Origin of the sequence: Advenella mimigardefordensis DPN7 (assembly GCF_000521505.1) — a bacterium.
GTDB classification, from domain to species: Bacteria; Pseudomonadota; Gammaproteobacteria; order Burkholderiales; family Burkholderiaceae_B; genus Advenella; species Advenella mimigardefordensis.
This window is the reverse complement of record NZ_CP003915.1, coordinates 16,359-40,338: the sequence shown is the minus strand read 5'-3', so window position 1 is coordinate 40,338 and position 23,980 is coordinate 16,359. Positions and strand designations below refer to the sequence as shown.

General features: G+C 53.4%; 22 protein-coding genes and 1 pseudogene. 11 read left to right on the top strand and 12 right to left on the bottom strand.

What is annotated here, in order from left to right:
• Positions 1-6 precede the first annotated feature (6 nt).
• The 3 genes from MIM_RS00175 to MIM_RS00165 all read left to right on the top strand — a co-directional run bounded on the left by MIM_RS00175 (position 7) and on the right by MIM_RS00165 (position 3,086).
• A complete protein-coding gene (locus MIM_RS00175; protein WP_042070709.1) occupies positions 7-981 on the top strand; it encodes a Bug family tripartite tricarboxylate transporter substrate binding protein in 975 nt (324 codons plus the stop codon).
• 25 nt (positions 982-1,006) lie between these two features.
• The gene (locus tag MIM_RS00170) at positions 1,007-1,960 is read left to right on the top strand and encodes a Bug family tripartite tricarboxylate transporter substrate binding protein (RefSeq protein ID WP_025370730.1); all 954 of its coding nucleotides are present in this window, start codon (positions 1,007-1,009) and stop codon (positions 1,958-1,960) included.
• Positions 1,961-2,036: 76 nt separating this feature from the next.
• The gene (locus tag MIM_RS00165; protein WP_042069762.1) at positions 2,037-3,086 is read left to right on the top strand and encodes an amidohydrolase family protein; all 1,050 of its coding nucleotides are present in this window, start codon (positions 2,037-2,039) and stop codon (positions 3,084-3,086) included.
• Positions 3,087-3,148: 62 nt separating this feature from the next.
• Here MIM_RS00165 and MIM_RS00160 read toward each other — a convergent pair whose 3' ends face one another.
• The 6 genes from MIM_RS00160 to MIM_RS00135 form a co-directional block, all read right to left on the bottom strand.
• A complete protein-coding gene (locus MIM_RS00160) occupies positions 3,149-4,117 on the bottom strand; it encodes a Bug family tripartite tricarboxylate transporter substrate binding protein (protein ID WP_052342252.1) in 969 nt (322 codons plus the stop codon).
• 522 nt (positions 4,118-4,639) lie between these two features.
• The gene (locus MIM_RS00155; RefSeq protein WP_025370727.1) at positions 4,640-5,998 is read right to left on the bottom strand and encodes an LLM class flavin-dependent oxidoreductase; all 1,359 of its coding nucleotides are present in this window, start codon (positions 5,996-5,998) and stop codon (positions 4,640-4,642) included.
• Positions 5,999-6,026: 28 nt separating this feature from the next.
• Entirely contained in the window at positions 6,027-6,737 is a 711-nt protein-coding gene (locus tag MIM_RS00150; RefSeq protein WP_025370726.1) for an ABC transporter ATP-binding protein, read from the bottom strand.
• The gene (locus tag MIM_RS00145; protein ID WP_025370725.1) at positions 6,734-7,609 is read right to left on the bottom strand and encodes an ABC transporter permease; all 876 of its coding nucleotides are present in this window, start codon (positions 7,607-7,609) and stop codon (positions 6,734-6,736) included. The genes MIM_RS00150 and MIM_RS00145 overlap by 4 nt, the downstream gene beginning before the upstream one ends.
• A gap of 10 nt (positions 7,610-7,619) precedes the next feature.
• Positions 7,620-8,627: an ABC transporter substrate-binding protein gene (locus MIM_RS00140; protein ID WP_025370724.1), complete on the bottom strand. Its 1,008-nt coding sequence runs from the start codon at positions 8,625-8,627 to the stop codon at positions 7,620-7,622.
• Between the two features lie 294 nt (positions 8,628-8,921).
• Complete coding sequence (locus tag MIM_RS00135; protein ID WP_025370723.1) at positions 8,922-9,425, bottom strand: GNAT family N-acetyltransferase; 504 nt, start codon at positions 9,423-9,425, stop codon at positions 8,922-8,924.
• Between the two features lie 234 nt (positions 9,426-9,659).
• Between MIM_RS00135 and MIM_RS00130 the strand changes: the two genes are divergently transcribed.
• Positions 9,660-10,865 carry an aminotransferase class V-fold PLP-dependent enzyme gene (locus tag MIM_RS00130; protein WP_025370722.1) on the top strand — a complete coding sequence of 402 codons (1,206 nt, stop codon included), beginning with the start codon at positions 9,660-9,662 and terminating at the stop codon, positions 10,863-10,865.
• A gap of 80 nt (positions 10,866-10,945) precedes the next feature.
• On the opposite strand, the pseudogene MIM_RS23625 reads toward MIM_RS00130, so the two are convergent.
• From MIM_RS23625 to MIM_RS00120, 3 genes and pseudogenes are all read right to left on the bottom strand, one after another.
• Positions 10,946-11,101, bottom strand: a pseudogene (locus MIM_RS23625) (winged helix-turn-helix transcriptional regulator); the annotation flags it as partial.
• Between the two features lie 16 nt (positions 11,102-11,117).
• Positions 11,118-11,534 carry a cupin domain-containing protein gene (locus MIM_RS00125; protein WP_025370721.1) on the bottom strand — a complete coding sequence of 139 codons (417 nt, stop codon included), beginning with the start codon at positions 11,532-11,534 and terminating at the stop codon, positions 11,118-11,120.
• A 25-nt stretch (positions 11,535-11,559) separates the two neighbouring features.
• The gene (locus tag MIM_RS00120) at positions 11,560-11,997 is read right to left on the bottom strand and encodes a carboxymuconolactone decarboxylase family protein (protein WP_025370720.1); all 438 of its coding nucleotides are present in this window, start codon (positions 11,995-11,997) and stop codon (positions 11,560-11,562) included.
• Between the two features lie 111 nt (positions 11,998-12,108).
• On the opposite strand from MIM_RS00120, the gene MIM_RS00115 reads away from it, so the two are divergent.
• Positions 12,109-13,041, top strand: coding sequence for a LysR family transcriptional regulator (locus tag MIM_RS00115; protein ID WP_025370719.1), 933 nt, complete (start codon positions 12,109-12,111; stop codon positions 13,039-13,041).
• 276 nt (positions 13,042-13,317) lie between these two features.
• On the opposite strand, the gene MIM_RS00110 is transcribed toward MIM_RS00115, so the two are convergent.
• Complete coding sequence (locus MIM_RS00110; RefSeq protein ID WP_025370718.1) at positions 13,318-13,662, bottom strand: winged helix-turn-helix transcriptional regulator; 345 nt, start codon at positions 13,660-13,662, stop codon at positions 13,318-13,320.
• 96 nt (positions 13,663-13,758) lie between these two features.
• On the opposite strand from MIM_RS00110, the gene MIM_RS00105 reads away from it, so the two are divergent.
• Positions 13,759-14,508 carry an SDR family NAD(P)-dependent oxidoreductase gene (locus tag MIM_RS00105; protein WP_025370717.1) on the top strand — a complete coding sequence of 250 codons (750 nt, stop codon included), beginning with the start codon at positions 13,759-13,761 and terminating at the stop codon, positions 14,506-14,508.
• Positions 14,509-14,720: 212 nt separating this feature from the next.
• Here MIM_RS00105 and MIM_RS00100 read toward each other — a convergent pair whose 3' ends face one another.
• On the bottom strand, positions 14,721-15,635 hold the full coding sequence (locus tag MIM_RS00100; protein WP_025370716.1) for a LysR family transcriptional regulator: 915 nt from the start codon (positions 15,633-15,635) through the stop codon (positions 14,721-14,723).
• A gap of 335 nt (positions 15,636-15,970) precedes the next feature.
• Between MIM_RS00100 and MIM_RS00095 the strand changes: the two genes are divergently transcribed.
• From MIM_RS00095 to MIM_RS00080, 3 genes are all read left to right on the top strand, one after another.
• A complete protein-coding gene (locus tag MIM_RS00095; RefSeq protein WP_042069755.1) occupies positions 15,971-17,146 on the top strand; it encodes an efflux RND transporter periplasmic adaptor subunit in 1,176 nt (391 codons plus the stop codon).
• 13 nt (positions 17,147-17,159) lie between these two features.
• Entirely contained in the window at positions 17,160-20,348 is a 3,189-nt protein-coding gene (locus tag MIM_RS00090) for an efflux RND transporter permease subunit (protein WP_025370714.1), read from the top strand.
• A gap of 298 nt (positions 20,349-20,646) precedes the next feature.
• Positions 20,647-21,057 (top strand): barstar family protein, encoded by a 411-nt coding sequence (locus tag MIM_RS00080; RefSeq protein WP_025370712.1) that lies wholly within the window; start codon positions 20,647-20,649, stop codon positions 21,055-21,057.
• A 200-nt stretch (positions 21,058-21,257) separates the two neighbouring features.
• On the opposite strand, the gene ddlA is transcribed toward MIM_RS00080, so the two are convergent.
• Positions 21,258-22,361 carry a D-alanine--D-alanine ligase gene (gene ddlA, locus MIM_RS00075; protein ID WP_025370711.1) on the bottom strand — a complete coding sequence of 368 codons (1,104 nt, stop codon included), beginning with the start codon at positions 22,359-22,361 and terminating at the stop codon, positions 21,258-21,260.
• 704 nt (positions 22,362-23,065) lie between these two features.
• Here ddlA and MIM_RS00070 point away from each other — a divergent pair.
• Both MIM_RS00070 and MIM_RS21905 read left to right on the top strand, forming a co-directional pair.
• Positions 23,066-23,251 (top strand): 2Fe-2S iron-sulfur cluster-binding protein, encoded by a 186-nt coding sequence (locus MIM_RS00070; RefSeq protein WP_052342251.1) that lies wholly within the window; start codon positions 23,066-23,068, stop codon positions 23,249-23,251.
• The gene (locus MIM_RS21905; RefSeq protein WP_052342250.1) at positions 23,239-23,964 is read left to right on the top strand and encodes a molybdopterin cofactor-binding domain-containing protein; all 726 of its coding nucleotides are present in this window, start codon (positions 23,239-23,241) and stop codon (positions 23,962-23,964) included. Before MIM_RS00070 ends, MIM_RS21905 begins: the two co-directional genes overlap by 13 nt.
• Positions 23,965-23,980 lie beyond the last annotated feature (16 nt).

The window sequence follows — 23,980 nt, the reverse complement described above, 5'->3', positions numbered from 1 at the left end:
TCAAAGATGACAACAATCACAAGACGAATTTTTTTCCTGAGCGCACTATTATTTTCTATCAATTCGGTACAGGCGGCCTCGAGCTGGCCGGATGGTAAGCCGGTGACCTGGATCGTGCCTTATCCTCCGGGTGGCAGCACAGACGTGCTGGCCCGCAGTATTGCCCAGGAACTGGACAAAAAATTAAATGCGCGCGTCATCGTAGAAAATCGACCGGGTGCTACCGGCACCATCGGCGCGGCGCGTGTCGCACGAGCGAAGCCTGACGGATTGACTCTGCTTGGCACCTCTATCGGACCACAAGCGATTGCGCCTCACCTGATGGCAAAGCTGCCCTATGATCCGATTGCTTCTTTCAAACCGGTTATCACCATTGGAACGATACCGCATGTGCTGGTCGTGGGTGCAAAACAGCCATACCAGAACGTGAAGGAACTGATTGATGCAGCCAAGGCAGAGCCGGGCAAACTGGCCTATGCCTCTGGCGGAACAGGAACCATTCTGCAAATGCAGGGCGAGCTGCTCCAGATCAAAACGGGTGTGCGCTTTGTTCATGTGCCTTATAAGGGTGATTCACCTGCCTTGCAGGATACCCTGGGACAGCAGGTTCAGTTCATGTTTGCCCCAATCGCTGCAGCGCTGCCACATATTCAAAGTGGCACCTTGCGCGCACTCGCCGTCACCTCAACCGATCGACTTAAAGCACTGCCGAATGTGCCCACAATGCAACAGGAAGGATTCGATGACTTTGCCGTCGAACAATGGCAGGCCGTTTTTGTGCCGGTAGATACACCTGACGATACTGTCCAGAAAATCAATGCTGACATTGCAGAGATGTTGACCACCCCGACGGTGAAAACGCTTGCAGACAAGCTGGGCATTACTCTGGCTGGCGGAACACCTGACGATCTGGATAAGACACGTAAGGCTGACTTTGAAAAATGGGGCAGTGTCATTAAGCAGACAAACATTAAAAATTAACGATATTAATATTGGAGAACAGATTATGAAAAAATTGATAGTTAACGCTCTATTTGCCGCAACGCTGGCTCCTGTCGCCGGACATGCCGCTTATCCTGACCGGCCTATCAGCCTGGTTGTGCCATATGCACCGGGCGGTACAGCTGATGCACTGGCACGCGTTATTGCGCAGCATTTAGGCAAAAAACTTGACCAGACTGTGGTGGTTGAAAACAGATCCGGTGCCAGTGGCATTATCGGCCAAACCTACGTGGCACGCGCCAAAGCCGATGGCTACACATTGCTTTATGATGCAACACCGCTCACAATCAATCCGGCAGTCAACAAGCTCAACTTTGACCCCAGCGCTGACCTGAAGCCATTGACCATGGTTTCAGTAACGCCAGGTATACTGGTCGTACCGAAAAGCTCCGAACTCAACAGCGTACAGGATGTAGTTGAAAAGGCAAAGGCGGCACCGGGAAGCCTGACATTTGCATCCGGCGGCACCGGCACCTTGCAGTTTATGGCAGGTGAACTATTCAGGCAGAACTGGAAAATCGACATGTTGCATGTCCCATTCAAAAGCGGTGGACCTGCGATCATGGCGACAGTGGGCGCACAGGTTGATATGATGTTTCCCAATATTTCGTCTACACTTCCCATGGTAAAGAGCGATCAACTGAAAGTACTGGCTATCACGTCGGCTAAACGCAATGAGCTGTTGCCAGACGTGCCAACGGTTGCCGAATCCGGACTACCCGGCTATGAAATTTTTGAATGGAACGGTGTTTTCGTACCCAAAGATACACCTCAGACTATTGCGGACAAACTGGAAAAAACCATCCATGCAGTCATGAAAGAACCCGAAGTTCAGGAAAAATTCGCTTCCTTAGGGGTGCAGGTAAAGACATCCAGCCAAAGCGAATTCAGGAAATTTCTTGATGCAGAGTTCGCAAAATGGGCAGACGTAGTGAGTAAAAGTAATATTAAAAAATAAATACTTGTGTCATCAAGACTGAACCACGAATGGGAGGACTGACCGGGCCTCCCTATGAGTACCAACTGACTTACTTATGAATACAGGCAAATCATTCACGTCTCCACATATTGCGATTCGTCCGGAATGGCTATCCATGCGACAGGAGGAGGCTATATGGCCAGACCTTCCCATTATCGACTCTCATCATCATTTGTGGGACCGGCCGCAATCCCGGTACATGCTGCATGAACTGGTTGCCGATATGAGCTCGGGGCACAATATCGTGGCAACCGTCTTTGTTCAATCCCGCAGTATGTATCGACAACATGGTCCCGATATCTTCAAGCCTGTCGGAGAAGTCGAGTTTGCCAATGGCGTAGCTGCTTGTTTTGAAAGCGGCCTCTATGACAATCGCAATGGATGCGCAGGTATTGTGGCAGGCGCCGATCTCACTATAGGCCAACAGCTTCACGACGTCATTGGTCAGATGAAGCAAGTTGCAGGTGCAAGGTTGAAAGGGATCAGAAACTCCACGGCCTGGCACGACAGCCCTGAGGTCAGAAGCAATCCCATTCAGCCACCACGCGGCTTATTGAGCGATCCTGGATTTCTGGATGGCGTGCGTACGCTTGCTGAGTACGACCTTTGTCTGGATATCTGGGCGTACCACACTCAGCTTTCCGAAGTGTTTGAACTGGCAAAAGCCTGCCCACAGTTGCACATCGTACTGGATCATTTAGGTGGTCCCGTGGGCGTCGGGCCCTATAGGGAAGCCCGGAAAGAGGTTTTTGACGAGTGGAAAAAATCGATACAACAGCTGGCAGCACTGCCAAATATTACGATTAAACTTGGTGGATTTGGATTGAAGGTGATGGGATACCACTATTTCGAATGTGAAGTGCCCCCTTCATCTGAACAACTCGCGCAGGACTGGCGTCCCTATACCGAAACGCTCATCGCGCTGTTTGGAACCAGCCGCTGCATGTTCGAAAGCAATTTTCCGGTAGATAAAGGGATGTATTCCTACAGCATCATGTGGAATGCATTCAAGAGAATCTGTAACGGCTGCTCTTCCGACGAGATCCAGGATCTGTTTTTTAATACCGCCAAACGTATTTATTCCCTCGACTTACCCCAGGGATGATCGTAGGGCTGGCCGGCATATGAATACCGGCCGCGCCTCCGAATAAGAGCATTGGCCACCAGTCACTGAGCCAACTCGATCTGCTTCGCCAGTTCGCCGTAGGTTGCCACTTCTCTTTTGATCTGCGCGGCAAAATCCGCGCCGCAGGTAGCATCAGGCTCCAATCCCTGGGTAGCCAGCACTTTTTGCGCGTCTGAGTTCGCCTCGTAATCTTTCACGTATCCCTCAAGTATTTTTATTGTGCTGTCCGGCGTTCCCGCCGGTGCCATGAATCCATACCAGGCATCGGCGGCGTACCCCTTGATCCCCTGTTCTTCGAAAGTCGGCACATCAGGCAGTGACTTGAGGCGCGTGCCGGCTGCTACGGCCAGAATTCGCAGACGCCCGGATCCCACTTGTGGAAGAACGGAGCCCAATGTTGCAAATGACATATCTACCTGGCTTCCCATCAGCGCATTCACACTTGCAGACGAGCCATTGAAGGGCACATGATTGACTTTAATATTGGCAATTTTCTCGAATAAGGCAGTGGCGAAATGTACCGAACTGCCAACGCCAGAATTTGCGGCCGTAAACTTGCCTGGCTCTTTTTTGATCTGCTCAAGCAGCTCGGCAAACGTACCCGCTTTGACAGAGGGGCCAACCACCAGAACCGTCGGGCTTTTGGCAATGGTGCAAATGGGTGTGAACGACTTAACCGCATCAAATTGCACCTTGTCACCGTACAGGATCGGAATCATTGTATGGTTGGTCGCTGCACCTAGCAGAGTATAGCCATCTGGCTTGGCCTGGCTAACATAGCGTGTAGCAATGGTTGAATTCGCCCCCGGCTTGTTTTCTACAATAAGGTCTTTTCCGGTATGTTTGCCAACGAAATTGGCGAATGCACGGCCAACGACATCGGTGGGCCCACCCGGTGTAAAGCCGACCACAATGCGCACCGGCTTGGCTGGATAATCGACCGTGTTATCACTGGCATGAACAGCCATACTGAGCGCAAACAGCAGCGCACCCGAAACGATTCTCTTCATATCTCCCTCGTAATTTTTTGACAGGGCGATACGCCCTGTCTTTCTTAGCTTGGGATAATATGGATTTGTTTCGGGAAGCGCAATCGTGTATCGCAGTACGAGACACGATTTGCCACATGAAATACGCGCAAATTACCGATATTAATATCGGTACCGGATAGCCTGACTATCTCCTGTTTCCCGATACTTCGAGCTACCCTGATTATGGAAGGCCTCTGCTTTGACAGACAGGCTCTTGTTAATTTCGCCTTCCACGTCCACTTTTGCCTGCCTGATATTATGTCCGCTATTTGTCTCGGCAAGCACACCATTCATACGAACACCGTCACCTCGGTTATTGTGCAGCCCGTTCTGCTTCAATATTGGGCGTTATCACAGAGTCCGTACCGGTAGATATGTTGCGCGGGCGAACCTGATGCAAAGTGTTGTCTGCTATCGGGTATGGTTTCTGAACTCGATATCCGTGCCGTTCTCTTCGTAGAAGTCTTTCGATTTGACGTTCTGATAAATCAGCTGAAAGCGTCAGACTGCAATCGCCACCTCTTGCCTCTCGTTTTCTGTCCAACGACTGGGTACCGCGTCTAATCCGTAATGCCCGCGCAGGGTGGATGACTCGTACTCGCGGCGAAACAGTCCCTTTTTTTGCAAGAGGGGTACAACGTGCTCCACAAAATCGTCCAGATGGCCGGGAAGTACCGGTGGCATCACGTTAAAGCCGTCGGCAGCACCGCTGCGGACCCAGTCTTCGATCGTGTCTGCGATGCGTTGTGGGGTCCCTGCCAGGGTAAAGTGTCCCCGCGCACCGGCCAGCCTGTGCAACAACTGACGCAAGGTCAGACGCTCGCGTGCCACGAGGCCGGTAATGACCACGGCCCTGCTCTTCGCTGCCTGAACGGTGGTCGGATCAGGGAAATCATTGAGCGTCAACACCCGGTCAAGATCGAGATGGGAAAAATCAAAGCCGCCGAATCGGTCTGAGAGACGAGTAAGGCCAACCTGCGGATCGGTCAGCTCGTTCAGTTCGTTCCACGTTCGCAAGGCCTCTTCATCCGTTGAACCGATGACAGGACTGATGCCTGGCAGCACGACAACCTGATCGGACGAGCGACCGGCCTGTCTGGCCGCCGCCTTGAGTTCGGTGTAGAACGCGGCGGCGGTGCTCTTTTCCAGATGAGCGGTAAACACCGCCTCGGCGTGTCTGGCGGCAAACCGGATACCCGTTGGCGATGACCCGGCCTGGACCAGCACAGGTCGTCCTTGTGGGCCTCGGGCAATATTCAGCGGCCCGGCAACCTTAACGTGCCGGCCTGCGTGATTGATTGCCGCAATGCGATCAGTACGTGCATAAACCGCCTGCTGTGGATCGTCGGCGACAGCATCTTCAGCCCAGCTGTCCCATAGTTTGAGTACAGCCTCAACGAAATCATAGGCGCGGTCGTAGCGATCCTCGTGTAGCGGCTGTGTATCAATGCCAAAATTCTGATTGGCCCCCCTGACCCAGGATGTGACGATATTCCAACCGACCCGGCCATTCGTAATATGGTCGAGAGAAGCGAACAGGCGCGCGAGATTGAATGGTTCGTAATAAGTCGTCGATGCAGTGGCAATAAAACCGATATGCCGGGTGGCAGCCGCCATGGCAGCCACCGTGGTTAATGGTTCAAGTGCACCACCAGCGACATGGCCTATGCCCTCATTCAGTGCCAATGCGTCGGCAAAGAATATCGAATCAAACTTGCCATCTTCAGCTTTTTTTGCCAGCGACTCGTAGTAGCGAATATCTGTGAGTGCAAGCCGCGTGGCACGCGGGTGACGCCAGCCCGCCTCATGGTGACCGCGACCGTGTACGAATAGATTGAGGTGGATGCTTTTTTGAGTCATGGCGATTTTTTGAGATAGAAGACGGCGCTCAGGCCAGTTCGGTAACGCCCAGCGCCGCCAGCAGTTCGTCGCGCAAGTCGTCGAATGCCTGACGATTCTTGCGCCGGGGATGGGTTATTGCAATCTGTCGGTCCAACGTAATATGGCCATCGTCCATCAGCAGTACGCGATCGGCTAACAGCAACGCTTCTTCAACATCGTGCGTGACCAGCACGACCGCCGGGCGATGAATCTGCACCAGATTGAGCAACAGCGATTGCATACGTAATCGAGTCAATGCATCGAGTGCACCAAATGGTTCGTCGGCGAGCAGCAACCTGGGCCGCCGAACCAGCGAACGAGCCAGTGCGGCCCGCTGCTGCTCGCCGCCAGATAACGAATTTGGCCATGCATCTTCGCGCCCACCTAATCCAACACTTGTCAGCGCTTGGCGTGCCCGATTCAACGCATCGGCATCGTGCAAGCCGAGCGTCACATTGCTTAACACGTTATGCCATGGCAATAAGCGTGAGTCCTGAAATAACACGGAAAGACTGGCAGGAACTTCGATGTGGCCATCGCCTGCCACATCAGAATCCAACCGGGCCAGCGCCCTGAGCAGGGTGCTTTTACCCGAGCCACTTTTACCGATCAACGCAACGAACTCGCCGGGTTGAATCTCGAAGGTGAGGCGATCCAGCACCGCACGCGTGCCAAAGCGGCGGGACAGATTCTCGACTTTGACTGTTGCGTTATTCATGATCCGATTGCCCTGCGATAGCTCAGGGCCTTGCGTTCCCACAGGCGGACCAGCGTGTCCGACCCCAGCCCCAAGAGAGCATAGATCAGTAATCCAACGACGATAACGTCAGTCTGACCATAGTCTCGCGCCCGGTTCATAACATAGCCGATACCCTCGGTCGTGTTGATTTGCTCCAGCACGACCAGCGCTGTCCAGCAGGTTGTCACGGCCAGTCGCAAGCCGGTGAAAAAGCCGGGTAGTGCGCCTGGTAGCGCCACGCGGCTAATGAATTCCCATCGGCTCAGTGCGCAGGTCTGAGCGAGCTCTACGTAGCGAATATCAATACCCTTGAGCGCCGCATGAGTGTTGATGTAGATGGGTACCATCACACTGGTTGCAATCAGCGTGATTTTCATTGCCTCGCCAATGCCCAGCCACATTATTGCAAGCGGAATCAGGGCCAGGGTTGGCACCGCGCGCTTGATCTGCACCACCCCGTCGAAGCTGGCTTCTCCTACGCGACTGAGTCCGGATATGAGTGCCAGCGCCAGTCCGATCAATACTCCGGAGAAGAGCCCGATATACGCCCGCTGGGCGGACGCCCAGAAATGATCGGCCAGTGACCCATCGGCCAGCAGGCGCAGTCCGGTAACTATTGCAGCGCTGGGCGCAGCCAGCTGTCGCGGACTCAATAGTCCCGATTGCGAAGCAAGTTCCCACACCAGCAACAGGACGAGGGGGCCACTAAGTAGCCCCCAGGTGCCCAGTTTGCGTGGTAGCAGGGATCGCGTTACGCTGACAGAGGCCCTGTCGTTACTGCGGCTTTCTGAATCAACCCAACGGGCAACAGGGCTTTGCTTGTCAGCAGTGTGTGCGAATGGTGTGCTCATGTCGATAACCTCAATTTTTTTCTGCGTCGAGACCGGACACTGCATCGCGAATGATGTCATCGAAACGTAAATCGAATTCTTCGCGGGCATCAAGTTTGTCGGGCAGATCGCCAGCGTCATAGATCAGATCGATCAGTTGCTGCTGTGGACCGATGGACTCAGACAGCAGCGGATAGTTCGTCGTGCCCTCGGCCTTGATGATTGCCAGCCCATCAGCCTGCGTCAGGTTCTGATTTTTCACGTAATAGGCCTGCACCCATTGCTCCGGATGCTTGACGGACCAGTCATTCGCCTTTATCCAGCTTGCGACGAACTGTCGGATCGCCGCATAACGAGCCGGATCCTTGAGCGCTGTCTCGCTGGCATACAGATAGGATGTGTTAGTGGGCAGACCTGCATGGGCTGACTCGGGCAGAGCGCTGGCCTTTTCAGCCGAAAAATCGCGCAGGTAGCGGCTGAAATGTGGCTCGTTGAGTGCTGCCACATCGACTTGCCCTGCTCGGATGGCCGCTGGGAAATCGCCCGCACGCAGCGGAACCAGCGTTACGTCTTTTTTGGTCAATCCTGCAAGCTTAAGAGCTGACAACATAAATGGCTGACGTCCGGTGCCCTCTGCATAAGCGATCTTGCGACCTTTGAGCTCCTTCAGACTATTGAGCACCAGTCCGGGCCGTACCGCCAACTGATAGTCCGGTCCCGAATTTGTCCGTACCGCGATGATCGGCAGTTTTTCACCGGCTGCATGCGCCTGTATCGGCGGCGTGTTGCCCACAACAGCCAGATCGAGTGCACCAGCCCGAAAGGCTTCCAGGATCGCCGGGCCCCCGAGAAAATTCGCATAGCTGACTTCGGATGACAATCTGGCCTGTTCTCCCGATGCCTTGAGTAACGTTTGGAGCGCTTCGTTCTGATCGGCAATGACCAATTTCGTATTCGCCGGTATCGCCGTGTCGGCGTACGAGAGGGGGGTAGTCAGGGCGGCAAGGAGCACAGCAAGGCGCAGTATGTATCTGTACATTTATGAATGATGTTGTGTTTTCGTGGCGAGAACCTGTATGCGCGATAGGCAATGCCCGTCTTCAATTATCACAAGTGTGTTTGAAAAACGGGCGGCGTAATGTTCTCGACTGATTAAATAAAGAAGCGAACGTGACGTTCATTAAAACATCGTGTTTCTTCAGATCAAACAATATTTAATGCATTTGTTTATGCCTTAGCGAGTGAAGGGCACGGTTGTCGATCGTTACGTATATCCAGTGGCGCCCCTGCCTAATCGGGCCAGAATCGTCGAGCGACCGCAGAGCGACGTAAATTACTTCTCCGCAATGATCGCCCACCGCTCATGGTCTCTCCAGGCGCCATCTATAAACAGGTATTTGGGAGAAAACCCTTCCTTCTGAAAACCGGCCCTGCGCACCAATCCAATGGACGCCTTATTATCAGGTTGAATATTGGCCTCTAAGCGATGTAGACCTAATTGCTCAAAGGCATATTTAATTGCCAGTTTCAAACCTTCAGTCATCAAACCCTGACCTGCCATTTTTGACGACCCATAGAATCCTAGAAAGCCACTTTGTAACGCCCCCGCTACTATTTCGTTGATATTTATAATCCCAGCTACTTTTCGTGATGTCTCTTCTCTTACTACAAGGCTAACAACGGCAGCCGTAAGGCAACGCGAAAACCAGCTTTGAAATCCTGCCTGATCTGTAAAGGGTGAAACCCAGGGGCGATGGTAGTTTTTATTTTCTAAATTGAATTCAATTAACTCCTGAGAATCCCCATAGGCCACACGTTGAATATAGACTTTATTCATTATTTCTCCAACAGAAAACCACTAATGGTAAAACAATGGCAGTGACATATAAGCACATTATATTGAAGAAAAAAATAGGCAAACCTTTCTATCGTACTCACCCTGGCATCAGGCGTAAGTAATACAATTCCCTTTCAGCCGTGCAGTTCGACGGTCATGGGAGCACATTATTTATAACATCGCTATTGCGACTTTAGAGAAGGTCACTATGGATTGCGTGGAGAGAAGCCAGTCATGACAGGCTTGAGCGGGAAGCGGCTTGAATCGTTGCGCCATAATACGCCGTCGGTGCAGAATTTAATATACCTGAATCACGCCAGCGCCAGCTTGGCAGCAGGCGAAGTCATTGCGTCCATGCATGCGGCACTGGATCTGGAACTTGCCCAGGGCGTTAACCGGGCAATCCGGATAATGACGCCCGAAATGGAGACCCTGCGCCAAAGTCTAGCTCACCTGTTGGGCGGGCAACCTCATAATATTGCATTCGCTGACACCACGACATCGGCGTGGGCATTTGCGCTTGAAGCGTTAACAACTGATCGTCGATCTGTGTCGGTGGTGGCCGTCAGAAATGAATGGGGCATGAATATTCTTTCCGCCATGTCTTTGCAGCAACGCGGATTGGTAAGCCTGAGGCTTGCGGACAATAATGCAGCGGGAAGCTTTGACCCGGTCGAACTCGCTACTACTGCCAATGGTGCCGATGTCGTGGCGGTTCCCCTGATCCCCAGCTCCTGTGGCGTGATCAATCCCATTGCTGAATTGAAAGACAAGCTGAATCCCCGGACATTGGTATTTGTTGATGCTGCGCAGGCTGCCGGGCAGATCCCGGTGCATCCCTTATCTCTGGGAGCTGATGTACTGGTTTTTCCAGCAAGAAAATGGCTAAGAGGCCCCAAGGGTATTGCCGTCCTGTATGTGTCGGATCGAGCGCTATCGCAGATGTCCAATCCCTTTCGGGTCAGCGCCCAAGGTGGGCTGCACTGGGGCTCTGATTTGCAGTTTGATACGTCGCAAGATGCCAGAAAGTTCGAGTCTTATGAGTTCAATCCTGCTGTGCGTGCAGGTTTGAAGCAGTCTGTGGAGCTGCTTGCTGACCTGGAAGCTGACAAGATAAAGAGTGCAATTGACGTGCTGGGGCTTCACCTAAAAGAGTCTTTCAGGCGTCATCGGCTGCCGGCCCTGTTCGAGAAGCACGACAATACAAGTGGCATATGGACATTCAGTTGCCCGGAAATATCGGGCATGGACGATATCGACCGGTTGCGAAAAAAGGGGCTGGAATTGGGATCCGTGTTCGGTGAAAGTAATCGTTTGGTTTTATCCGATAGAGGAGCGAAGTTTATCACCCGAATATCGATACATTATTTCAACACTAAAGAAGATATTGAAAACGGAATCAGCATACTGGCCGATGATATAAACATGAAAAGGCGTTGATTATGCTTCGTGTCGATACCCAAAATCATACCCGTTGCATCCGTCCTGTTTCTTTTCAGTGATGCCAGCAATACCCCCGCTTACGAGTAGTCGCTCTGCGGCCGCTCCCGGTTGTGCACGATATTTGCAATCTGTTCCGTACGCTGCTCTCCCCATTGGCAGAGTGGCGCTAATGCGCGGGCCAGCGAGTAGCCGAAACTGGTTAGGGAGTACGCGCTCCTGGACCCAAGCCGCTCATTAGCGTTTCGTGGCTTACTTTATCGGCGTTGTCAGTGCTTTGTCGTCGGTATCAACAACAAAGACAGCCAGCAATTTTGCCGGTTCCGTTTCGCTGGTATTACGACTGATCGAATGTCGTGCCCCCGGCGGTTCAGACCAGCTTTCTCCCGCCTTGTAGACCTTGGTCTTACCCTCGTTCACCTTTGATTCGATCGAACCCGATACAACGTAAGCATAAATAAAACCGGACTTGGCGTGAACATGCGGCACCGATGCGCCGCCCGGTGGATAATCAACTTCAACGGCGATTAAAGACTTGCCTGGCAGGTTAGGGATCGTTTGTTCAAAATTGGGCGTCACCGTTTCATCGCCCCCATGCGCAAAGGCGGGAGCCGTGCAGGACAGGATTGCAAATAGGCCAAGCGTGGCAATTGTACGAGGAATAGTCATCTCTTGGTTACTCCGATTTGGTTATTTATTTAGGCTGCATTGCAAAACCAACGCCGAAGCGATTCCATGCATTGATCGTTGCAATAACAAAAGTCAGCTCCGAGAGCTCTTGTTCAGAAAATTGCGCAGCCACCTCTTGATAAACATCGTTGGGGGCACCGTTGTCGGCAACACGCGTCAGGGTTTCGGTCCACAAAAGAGCCGCGCGTTCACGCGCGTCGAAGAACGGCGTTTCCCGCCAGGCGCTGATGGCCATCAGCCGCCGAGGGGGCTCACCTGCCTTCAGCGCATCGCTGGTATGCATATCAATGCAGTAGGCACATCCGTTTATCTGCGATGCGCGAATTCGAACCAGTTCACGTAGTGTTGCGGGTAAGACCGATTGCGAAATCGCTTTCTCCAGCCCCATCATGGCTTTCATGGCTTGTGGAGCGGCTGCGTAATAGTTGATTCGATTGGACATACATAATTCCTTGCTTTTTCTATAAATGATGTGACCGCTCTACTGTATTACATATGTACTTTCGGATAAACCATGTAAAATCGTTTTGTTTGTACGAGAAACAGGACAATCATGGCGCTTGATCGATTAGAAGCAATGCGTGCATTCTGCAAAATTGTCGAAGTCGGCAGCTTTAAAGGAGCGGCCGAGTCTCTGGGTCTGGCGACAACAACCGTCTCGGGCCAGGTACAGTCGCTGGAAAAGCTGTTAGGGATCAAGCTGCTGTATCGCAGCACCCGCAAGGTTTCGCCAACCACAGAAGGTACGGCGTATTACACGCGTGCCCGCGCGGTGATTGATGATGTTGATGAGCTGGAAGCCTCCGTAGCAATGAATCATCGCGTTGTTCGTGGCCGCGTATCGATTGAAATGCCTTCACCAGTTGGCATTCATCTCATTATTCCGGCACTGCCCAAGTTTACCGCCCGCTTTCCCGATATGCATCTTGATATTGGCTGTGGTGAACGTGTGGTGGATTTAGCGCAAGAAGGCGTCGACTGCGCGATCAGGGGTGGCATCGTCTCAGACCAGGACGTTGTCTCCCGCAAGATAGGACAGATGCGATTTTGTTTCTGCGCCTCACCAGCCTATTTGACATCGTCTGCGCCTGTTAATCACCCATCCGATTTATTGCAACACAGGCATTTGGGTTTCAAGTTTCCCGGAACCGGCAGGCGGTTTGTGCCGACACTGACTCGCGGGGACGAGCGTTTTACGCTGGACCACCCACCTGCCATGTACTTTAACAACGGCACGGCAACAGCCGCAGCCGCAGCAGTCGGCCTGGGTGTGGCATTTCTGCCCCGGGCTGAAGTCAATCGTCAGTTTCATACTGGCGAGCTTGTGGAGATTTTTTCCGACTGGAGCATGGCCAGCATGCCGATGTCGATTGTCTATCCCTACAACCGGCATCTTTCCGCTCGCGTGCGCACCATTGCAGACTGGGTCAGCAACCTGATGGCGTCGGATCCCTTATGGTGTCTGCCCGGATCTGGTGAGAAGTAAATAGTACGCTTACGAGCATTGACTCAGTTTTCAGCCGTCGCGATGTACCATCGAAAAGCCCGCTGGAAAATCTGCACCACTTCTTTTTCTGACCCCACTTCCCGGAGCAACCGGGCCAGATGTCCGCTGTTCGCAAATCCCAGTCGATCACTCACGGTTGACAGACTTTCTTCTTTGCCCAGCCGCCGTACCTGATAGCGGCGTGCACGCCACCCGCATCAGAGTCCGGAAACGAGTCATTCTTTCGATCCCGGGGCGACTCGCTCTGCCGCTCTGCTACTTCTCCCGGTTGCGCACGATATTTCCAATCTGTTCCGTATGCTGCTCTCCCCACTGACAGAGTGGCGCCAACGCGCGAGCCAGCGAGCGGCCGAAGTCGGTTAAGGAGTACTCGACCCTGGGCGGAATTTCGCCGTAGTCGGTGCGTTCGACCACACCATCCTGCTGAAGCTCTTTCAGCTGTTGAATCAATACCTTGTCGCTTACTTTTCCCACGGCGCGCTTCAGCTGCCCGTAACGATGTACTTCATGGGCAAGGTGAAACAGCACCAGCGGTTTCCATTTTCCGCTTAGTATCGCCAACGATGCTTCCAGACCACAGTTGAAATGTTGATTCAGCATAAATTCTCATTCGCCAGGTACTTACCAAAAGGTGCATACTATACCAAATGTTTAACTTTGTTTATGCTATCACCTTCTACTGTTCAGGAGTGAGTGATGAGTAAACTAGCGGGAAAAATCGCGGTCATTACCGGCGGCAATAGCGGTATCGGTCTGGCTACGGCCAGGCGCTTTGCCCAGGAAGGCGCGCAGGTGGTTATCATAGGGCGCCGCCAGAAACAGCTTGATGAAGCCCTTGCACTGATAGGTCATGAGGCGCTTGCGATTCAGGGCGACGTATCAAATCTGATTGATCTGGAACGTATTTTTTCTCACATCCGGCAAGTGAAAGGGAAAATCGACATCCTTTTCGCTAATGCGGGCTTGGGTGAGCTTCAGCCGCTGGGGACAATTACCGAGGCATCGTATGAGAATACGTTTAACGTTAATGTAAAAGGGACGCTGTTTACCGTGCAAAAAGCGCTTCCGCTCATGACACACGGCGGTTCAGTTATTCTGACCGGTTCGACAACCGGCTCAATGGGCACGCCGGCATTTAGCGTATACAGCGCGTCGAAAGCGGCCATTCGTAACTTTGCCAGAAGCTGGGCGCTGGACCTGCAGGGAACGGGGATCCGCGTAAATGTGCTCTCCCCTGGCTCCACAGCAACGCCTGGGCTGTTTAATGTACTGGAGAGCTCGGGTAAAAAAGAGAGTTTGCTGGCTGATTTCGCTCAGGATACGCCGCTTGGACGCATTGGAGATCCAGATGAAATCGCCGCTGTCGCCTCATTCCTGGCGTCAGACGAGAGCAGCTTTATGACTGGCAGCGAAGTCTTTGTTGACGGTGGGCTGGCGCAAATATAAGTGATACCGGGCGTCGGCGTACATTTTCCGGGCGAAGATCGTCGACCATCGGTGAAAACCGGCGCCCAATAAAAACAGGCTCTGGAGAAAGCCGGAGCCTGTTTGCCGATCTGTAGCGTGACAGATTTTTTCCTGATTCGCTTCAACCAAAACGCGACGTCCTGCCCATTGCGCGGCAAATCGGCTCATTCGATGGCTGCAGTGGCACGTCGCTAAGCTGCAATCTGTACCGGTTGATCCCTCATTCGCTGTGAACTACAGTCACCGCACTTAAAGGTACTCAGAATAAGATCAATAAAACTGCGCACTTTGGGATCCATATACCGGCTCGACGCGAATACGGCGTGAACAGGAGCGGGAGCATCGGCCCAATCAGGAAGCACCCTCTGCAACGTGCCTTCGGTCAGATAGGGTTCAGCCATGAAGCGCGGCAACTGCGCGATCCCAAGTCCTGCAAACGCGAGGTTTCTCGCAGAGATCGTACTATTGACCGCACAGCGCGGAGACGCCGTGATCCTCTCTGTGTCTGATCCATTGACAAGGTTCCAGTTCGAGCGGCCACGCGCTTTTATCATGATCAGATCGTGATGCTTCAGATCACTAACGGTCGATAGCGGCGGTGCGCTATTCAAATAATCAGGAGCGGCATACAGCCCGAACACCATATCGCCGAGCTTGCGCGCAGAGAGCCCTGAATCATCAAGCGTACCTACGCGAATCGCGATATCAAACCCTTCATGAATGATGTCGACCAGGCGGCTGGTGTATTCGGCCTCCACTGTCACCTTCGGTGACTGCCGCAGAAACGCCGCAATCCATTCGTCCACGACCATCGTCCCGAATTCAGCGCCTGCCGTGATTTTGATCAATCCTTTCGGCTCTCGCGACTGTTGCGCTACCGAAGCCTGAGCTGCCTCGGCGGCAGTCAGGATGCACATGGCGCGTTCGAAGTAGTCGCGCCCGACCTCGGTGACGCTCAGATGACGTGTCGATCGGGTAAGAAGCTGCGCGCCGAGTTTTTCTTCCATACGTCGAACGATGCGGCTGACGCGCGCCTTATCCGTGCCGAGTCGGTCCGCGGCCGCCGTAAAGGAGCCATCGGTTACAACCGCAGCGAATAATCTCATTTCTGGTAGATCTATTAATGTGTTTGTCGTCATAGCAGGTGACTTTTAACGTTAGGTAAACCAACAGACTGAGGTGCACCGCTCCCCTGGAACGGCTTGATTAAATGTGCAGCAATTATTGTATTTATGGACAACAGTCTATCGTATTCGTCACTATTTATCAAATTTGTGGTTAAGACTATATTGTCATCAATTGACATTTAACCAGCCCCGACCGCAACGAATTCTGCACTCAGCGCCAAACGACACACGAAATTGCAGTTGTGATCCAGCGCTCCTGTTTTAATTTTTTCCTTTCCTTTTCAACAGTAGTACCTTCAATGTATCCCTCCATTATGTCTTATCGCAAACGACCAATATGGGCCGCCTGGATTGTCAGTGCCATGACACTCGTGATGCTGACTGGTTGCAATGAACAACCCCAAACAGCATCCATGCCACCCCCCTCCGTCAGCGTGGTCCAGGTAGCGCTGCAAAACGTCCGACTATGGGACGACTACAACGGCCGTATTAATGCTGTCGAAACCGTTAAACTGCGCCCGCGCGTCTCCGGCTACATTGAGCGTGTCGCCTACACCGAAGGCAGCCAGGTGCAACAGGGCGATGTCCTGTTCCTCATTGATGCAAGTCGCTACCGTACCGTCCTGGCACAGGCCAAAGCCCAACTGGCGCGCGCCCGGGCGCATGCCAGCCAGAGCGCCAGCGAAGCCAAACGGGCGAAGATGCTGGTCGCTCAGCGTGCCGTGTCTACCGAGATGTACGAACAACGACGCACTGCCGCCGCAGTCGCACAAACGGATGCGCAGGCGGCAGAGGCCGCCGTGAGTGCTGCGCTTCTGAACGTTGAGTGGACACAAGTGCGCGCACCGATTTCGGGGATTGCAGGCAGGGCCGAAGTGACGGCAGGCAATCTGGTCAGCGCTGATGATGCTGCCAGTGTACTGACCACACTGGTCTCACAGGACAAGGTATACGTGTATTTCAACGCCGATGAGAATGCGTTCCTGCGCTACGCAGAAATGGCACGCAACGGTCGACGAGGCAGCGATCTGGACGGCAAGTTGCCCGTACAGGTCGGCTTGTCCGACGAAGATGGATTCCCGCATCACGGTACTGTCGACTTTCTTGACAACCAGATCGACAGCAATACCGGCACCATTCGTATGCGTGCCGTACTGGACAACAAAGACGGGGCGTTGACGCCCGGCCTGTTTGCACGCGTGCGCCTGCTCGGTAGCGGGCAATTCGATGCCCTGCTGATCGACGACAAGGCGGTGTTGACCGACCAGGATCGCAAGTATGTGTGGATTGTTGACGACAAGGGCAAGGCGCAGCGCCGCGACGTCAAGCTTGGCCGCAAAACCAATGGCCTGCGCATTGTCGAAAGCGGCCTCGCCCCTGGTGATAAGGTGATCGTCGACGGCGTGGATAAAGTGTACATGCCCGGCCTTCAGGTTGCTGCGAAAACCGTGCCATTGCAGCCGATCGCAGTCAACGTCGCGAATAACTGAGGAACCCGGCGCTATGGATTTTTCAAAGTTTTTCATCGACCGCCCGATCTTCGCTGCGGTCCTGTCTATCGTGATTTTCGCCGCCGGCCTGATTGCGATCCCGATTCTGCCGACGAACGAATACCCTGACGTCGTGCCTCCGTCTGTCGTGGTGCGCACCGTGTATCCGGGCGCCAATCCCAAGGTCATTGCCGAAACCGTGTCCGCCCCCCTGGAAGAAGCGATCAGCGGTGTTGAAGGCATGATGTACTTCAAATCGGTCGCCGGCTCCGATGGCGTGCTGCAGATGACCGTGACGTTTCGCCCTGGCACGAACGCTGACGATGCCACCGTGCGTGTTCAAAACCGCGTTGCCCAGGCGCAGGCGCGTCTGCCCGAAGACGTGCGCCGCCAGGGCGTGACCGTACAAAAGCAGTCACCCACGTTCATGATGGTTGTTAATCTGGTCTCGCCGGACGGCCGCTATGATTCTCAGTATCTGCGCAATTACGCGCGCTTGCATGTCAAGGACGCGCTTGCGCGGATCCCGGGTGTCGGCGACGTTGGGGTGTTTGGCGGCGGCGACTATGCCATGCGCGCCTGGCTCGATCCTGGAAAGATCGCCGCCCGCAACCTGACCGCAAGCGACGTGGTCACGGCAATGCGCGAGCAGAACGTGCAGGTGTCAGCTGGCCAGATTGGCGCCGAACCGATGCCCAATAGTCAATTTCTAAGCCTGATTAATGCGAAGGGACGATTGAGCACCGTCGAGGAATTCGGCGATATTGTGCTCAAGAGCGGTCGCGACGGCGAGATTGTGCGCCTTCGCGACGTAGCCCGTCTGGAGCTTGGCGCAAACGACTACAGCTTGCGCTCCCAACTGGACGGCAAGAACACCGTGGCGCTGGGCATATTCCAGACGCCCGGCGCCAATGTGCTGGACATCCGAAACCAGGTGATCGCCACGATGGATGAGATCCAGAAGGGCTTCCCACCCGGCGTCAGCTATGCGTCGGTGTACGACACCACCATTTTTGTGCGCGACTCGATCAAGGCAGTCGTCAGCACGCTACTGGAGGCGGTGCTGCTGGTCGTGCTGGTGGTTATCCTGTTCCTGCAGACCTGGCGCGCGTCTATCATTCCGCTGGTCGCGGTGCCGGTGTCGGTCGTTGGCACCTTCGCGGGGCTGTACCTGTTGGGCTTCACGATCAACACCCTGAGCCTGTTCGGACTGGTGCTGGCGATCGGCATCGTGGTCGACGACGCCATCGTCGTGGTCGAGAACGTTGAGCGCAACATCGAGAAAGGGCTGACCCCGATGGCCGCCGCGCATCAGGCGATGACGGAGGTATCCGGTCCCATCGTCGCCATTGCACTGGTGCTGTGCGCCGTATTCGTGCCCATGGCGTTCCTCTCCGGGGTGACCGGCGAATTCTACAAGCAGTTCGCCACCACCATCGCCATTTCTACATTGATTTCGGCGGTCAATTCTCTGACCCTGTCTCCCGCCCTGGCTGCGCGATTGCTCAAGCCGCACGATGCGCCCAAAGATGCCCCATCGCGTATGATCGATCGCTTGTTCGGCTGGCTATTCCGTCCGTTCAACCGGTTCTTCCAGAAAAGTGCAGCGAATTATCAGGGCGCCGTGTCTCGCGTGCTGGGCAAGCGTGGCGCGGTATTCCTGGTGTATGTAGTGCTCTTGCTCGGTACTGGTGTGATGTTCAAGGCGGTGCCCGGCGGCTTCGTGCCCGACCAGGACAAGGGCTATCTTGTTACCGGGGTCATCCTGCCACCAGGCGCCTCGCTCGAACGCACCGACGCGCTGCTCAAAAAGGTGGTTGACATCGCCATGCACACCGAGGGCGTAACGCATACGGTGACATTTCCGGGCTTCAACCCATTGCAGAACACGAATTCACCGAACACAGGTGTGACTTTCCCTGTCCTGAAGCCGTTTTCTGAACGCAAACGCAGTGCCGCGCAAATCAATGCTGAAATCAACCAGAAGATTTCTGCATTGAAGGAAGGCATCACGTTCTCAATCCTGCCGCCGCCGATCCTGGGGCTTGGCAATGGTGCGGGCTATTCCCTGTACGTTGAAGATCGTGCAGGGATGGGATACGGCGCACTGCAAAATGTGATGGGGGCGCTGCAAGGCGCGATTTCGCAAACGCCCGGCATGACCTATCCGGCCAGCAGCTATCGGGCCAACGTGCCGCAGTTTGACGCAGAAGTGGACCGGGTCAAGGCCAAGGCTCAGGGTGTGCCATTGACCAGTGTATTCGACACCTTGCAGACCTATCTCGGGTCGGCCTACGTCAATGACTTTAACCAGTTCGGACGCACCTGGCAGGTGATCGCACAGGCTGACGCCGAGTTCCGCGACGACGTTGAAGACATCGCCAACCTGCGCACCCGCAATGACCGCGGCGAGATGGTGCCGATCGGCAGCGTCGTGAAGATCAAACAAACCTTCGGCCCCGATCCGGTGATGCGCTTCAATGGCTATCCGGCCGCCGACCTGGCCGGCGGCGCTGATCCGCACGTGCTGTCTTCGAATGAAGCGATGGGCAAAATTACCGAATTGGCGCAGAGGATACTACCGCCTGGGATGCAATTCGAATGGACGGACCTGAGCTACCAGCAGGCGACGCAAGGCAAGGCGGCATTAGTGGTGTTCCCGCTAGCCGTGCTGCTGGTGTTCCTGGTGCTGGCCGCGTTATACGAGAGCTGGACGCTCCCGCTGGCCGTGATCCTGATCGTGCCAATGTGTCTGTTATCCGCGCTGTTCGGCGTGTGGCTGACCGGTGGCGACAACAATGTATTCGTACAGGTCGGCCTGGTGGTGCTGATGGGCCTGGCATGCAAGAACGCGATCCTGATCGTAGAGTTCGCCCGCGAACTGGAAATGCAGGGCAGCGGCATCATCGAAGCGGCGCTGGAAGCCTGCCACCTGCGTCTGCGCCCGATTATCATGACCTCCATTGCCTTCATCGCCGGCACCGTTCCGCTGCTGTTCTCCCACGGCGCCGGCGCAGAAATTCGTGCAGCGACCGGCGTCACGGTGTTCGCGGGGATGTTGGGCGTCACCCTGTTCGGCCTGTTTCTGACTCCGGTTTTCTATGTTGCCTTGCGTAAACTGTCCGGGCGCAAACTCGTTCAACATGGCGCATCAACCTTTGCCAATGAGCCGCAACATGTCATAAAGGATAATCCGATATGAGAGTCTATATAGGTGGCGTACCATACGGATTGGGTAAGGAAGGCTCCGGCCCCCCATGGTTCTGGTACTATGCAGATCAGCATCGAGAAGAACAAAACAGAAAGTATTGGCAACAATCATTCGCAGTTGCTTCAGAAAAACAAAAGCGTCAATGTAAGAGATGGTTATTACATCGATGTTGCCGACGAACTGATTATCAATGCGGGCAAACGCATACTTCTTAAAAGCGCGCGGAGAAATCCGCGAGCATAGCGCCACTTCAATCAACAACCTGGCATCAATTTATAGCCGCCGACGTATGACTCAAAATAACTTCCCCGAACGCACATTGACGATTGACGGAACCCGCATCCAGAGCATAGAAAGTTTCTACGCTGAGATCAACCGCGTCTTCATGGCGAAGGAAGACTGGAAACTAGGTGTTAGCCTTGATGCCCTGGACGATATGCTCTACGGCGGATATGGCGCAGCGCAAGGCAACGCGCCGGTGAAGCTGCTCTGGCTCAATGCCGAACACAGTCGCACAAAACTCGGTATCGCCGCGACGCGTGCCCACTACCTCGATAAATTAGCCCGCCCTGAAACCTTCAACCATCAGCACTGGCTGGGTGTTCTGCATGCCCTGGAGGCGGGTGACGGCCCGACGTATTTCGAGCAAATCTGTCAGGTCTTCGCCAGCCATCCTCGCTTCACGCTAGAGCTGGCCTGAGCAATTTTTATCGACACGCATCACTGATTAGTAATGATCCTAAACGCTCAACAATTACGAAGGCCCGCAAACTTTGTGAGGGCTCATAATTAGTGAAGATTTTCGGGATTTGTCTCACATTTAATGCACATTCCAGCCCTCACAAAATCACGCTGTTTATTGCTATACGGCGATATTGACTTCCATGAAATATCTGCATATCAATCCCTGGATACAGAGCTTTGCAGTTGACTTTCAAGGTGATGGCGCTCAATTGCCAGTTCAATGAGGCGTGTAATCAAATCGCTATAGCTTAAGCCGGTGGCTTCCCATAGCTTGGGATACATACTTATGTTGGTGAACCCAGGTAACGTATTAATTTCATTTACAATTAATTTTTCGTCCCTGGTTAAAAAGAAATCGACCCTTGCCATCCCTGAGCATTCCAGAACTTCAAACGCTTTCCGGGCGGTACTACGTATATGATTACTAGTCCCCTCGCTAAGCTGAGCGGGGACTACTATTTTTGCACCTTCTGACTCTATATACTTGGTGTTGTAAGAATAAAAGCTCTCGCTGGTTACTATTTCACCGCACAGGCTGGCTTCCGGTCTCTCATTACCGAGCACGGCACATTCGATCTCTCTGCCATCAATGGCCTGCTCTATCAAAACCTTATTGTCAAAAGCGAAGGCCGTGGATAGAGCTGCCTCAAACTCCTCCTGCGTCATAACCTTACTCACTCCCACCGACGAACCCAGATTAGCCGGCTTAATAAATAATGGCAACCCAAGCTGCTCACATACAGACTCGAAGCTTAAATTCTTTCTGTTGTGTTTTTTCACGCTTATAAAGGGAGCAACATTAAGCCCAGCTGCATAAAGCAAACGTTTGGATACGTCCTTATCCATACATATTGCAGAACTGAGCACACTGGAACCGACAAACGGAAGGTTAGCTATACGCATAAGGCCCTGTAGAGAACCATCTTCGCCAAGAGTGCCGTGAACAACTGGAAAAATAACATCCAGTTGTGAAAACTTTTGGGCACCGTCTGATTCGACCAATTGATTTAGATGCTGTCCGGGGAAAAGTGCTACACGTCTGCCAGACCTATTCAGAGCGATAAGCTCCGGATTTTCTGCGTTTAATAAAAAACTCGACGCTTCATTAAGGTGCCAGCCGCCATTTTTATCAATGCCAATGAGCGTTACGTCGAACTTTGTTTTATCAATGGCTTCAAGTATATTTTTCGCCGATTGAAGGGAAACCTCATGCTCAGCTGATTTTCCTCCAAAAATAATTCCGACATGTTTTTTCTTCATACTGAATCGTCCTTTTAACTATCTGTTTTCAGACTAAAAATACAGTCCGACCGTCTGTACTGACTATAAAATTCTATTCTGCCAAATACCTGATCCCGCATTATTACTAGTCTCAAAAAATAAAGGCAAGCCTGTATAAGCTTGCCTTTAATACAACGATCAATTGCAAATTCTGGATACTGTATTAATTGCGACCCATTTGCACTTAATGTGAAATCGACACCAAGCGTTTCTCAACTTATGGCCCACAAAATCTCAGGCTATGACTTTACCTACAGACAACTTTGTCGGGACTCACAATTAGTGAAAATCAAGGGATTGATTTTAAAGCTTTTTTCATTAATTGTGAAAATGCCTATTTTCGAATTCTCATCATTAGTGAAAATTTCCGGAAGTTGTACAAATATTCTCTGTGCATAAGGAGGCTATGCGTAGCGTAGCTGAGTTCCTTGACATGTCATCTAATTCACGTGTTTAATCTAAACGACACGATGAAAAGGACTGTGTATGTGCGCTCGTATAGCTTGCGTATCCTACCCTCCATAGCGTGCGGCAACATGAATAGAGGGACGACTGTAAGGAACCTTGAGGCGATCTTGTGTGTAATTAGTTTTTGCTTCTCGTGAATTCAATTGATTTTAAAACTTATAGTTTTGCGGATTTAATTGTTATCCAGCCTGGAGAATTAGTGAAAGTTCAGAAAAATGACAAGTGAATTGAAACTGAAAGTTAACGGCAGCACGCAGGGTATCGACGTTGAGGCCAACACCATGCTGCTCTACGTCCTGCGCGATGGGCTGGAACTGTACGACCCCAAGTTTATCTGCGGCCTGGGCCAGTGCGGCGCCTGCACGGTGCACCTGGATGGCAAGGCCATATGCCCTGCGTGACCCCGTTGTCGCAGGCAGAGGGCCACGAGATCACCACGCTGGACGTACCCGAGTCACAGTCAGTGGACGCCGCCCGACTCGATGCCTGGCTGGCCATCCACCCGGACAACACTGCCACCTTGTTCACCGGCAACATAGAGCAGGGCAACGGCTCACTCAACGCGCTGGCGCAGATTGTCGCCGAGGAGCTGGCCTTCCCGTTCGAGCGCCTGTCGATGGTCATGGGCACGACTAGCGTCCATGAACTGGAGGACGCGCTGGAAGCTGATGGTCAGGTTTCTGCCAGGCTGCGCTCGCCCAGCAAGCATGAGACCACCTTTGTCATGGAGGCCTGTGCCGACGAGCTGGCGGCCGCTGCGGGCAAGGATCAACCGCCCTTTCACCCGCAGCACATGGAGGACGAGCACGCCATAGCTGTGCTCAAGGCCGCAGTGCAGAAGTACGGCTGGGACGAGCGCCCGGCCCATGACAAGAAGCGCGAGCGGGACGGCAAGCTGCCGGGCCACCCCACCAGCCTGCACTTCTCCGAAATCCCCGACGACATAGAGATGATGCTCGTCAACAACAACCCCGAACACAAGTTCACTGGTGGTGGCGAGCCCTCCACCAACCCCACCGCTGCTGTCATCAGCGACGCCGTCTTTGACGCCACCGGCCCGCGCCAGATCCCGTTCACGCCCGAGCGCGTCAAGGCTAAATTAGAAGATTTATAAATGGTATTTTTAACTG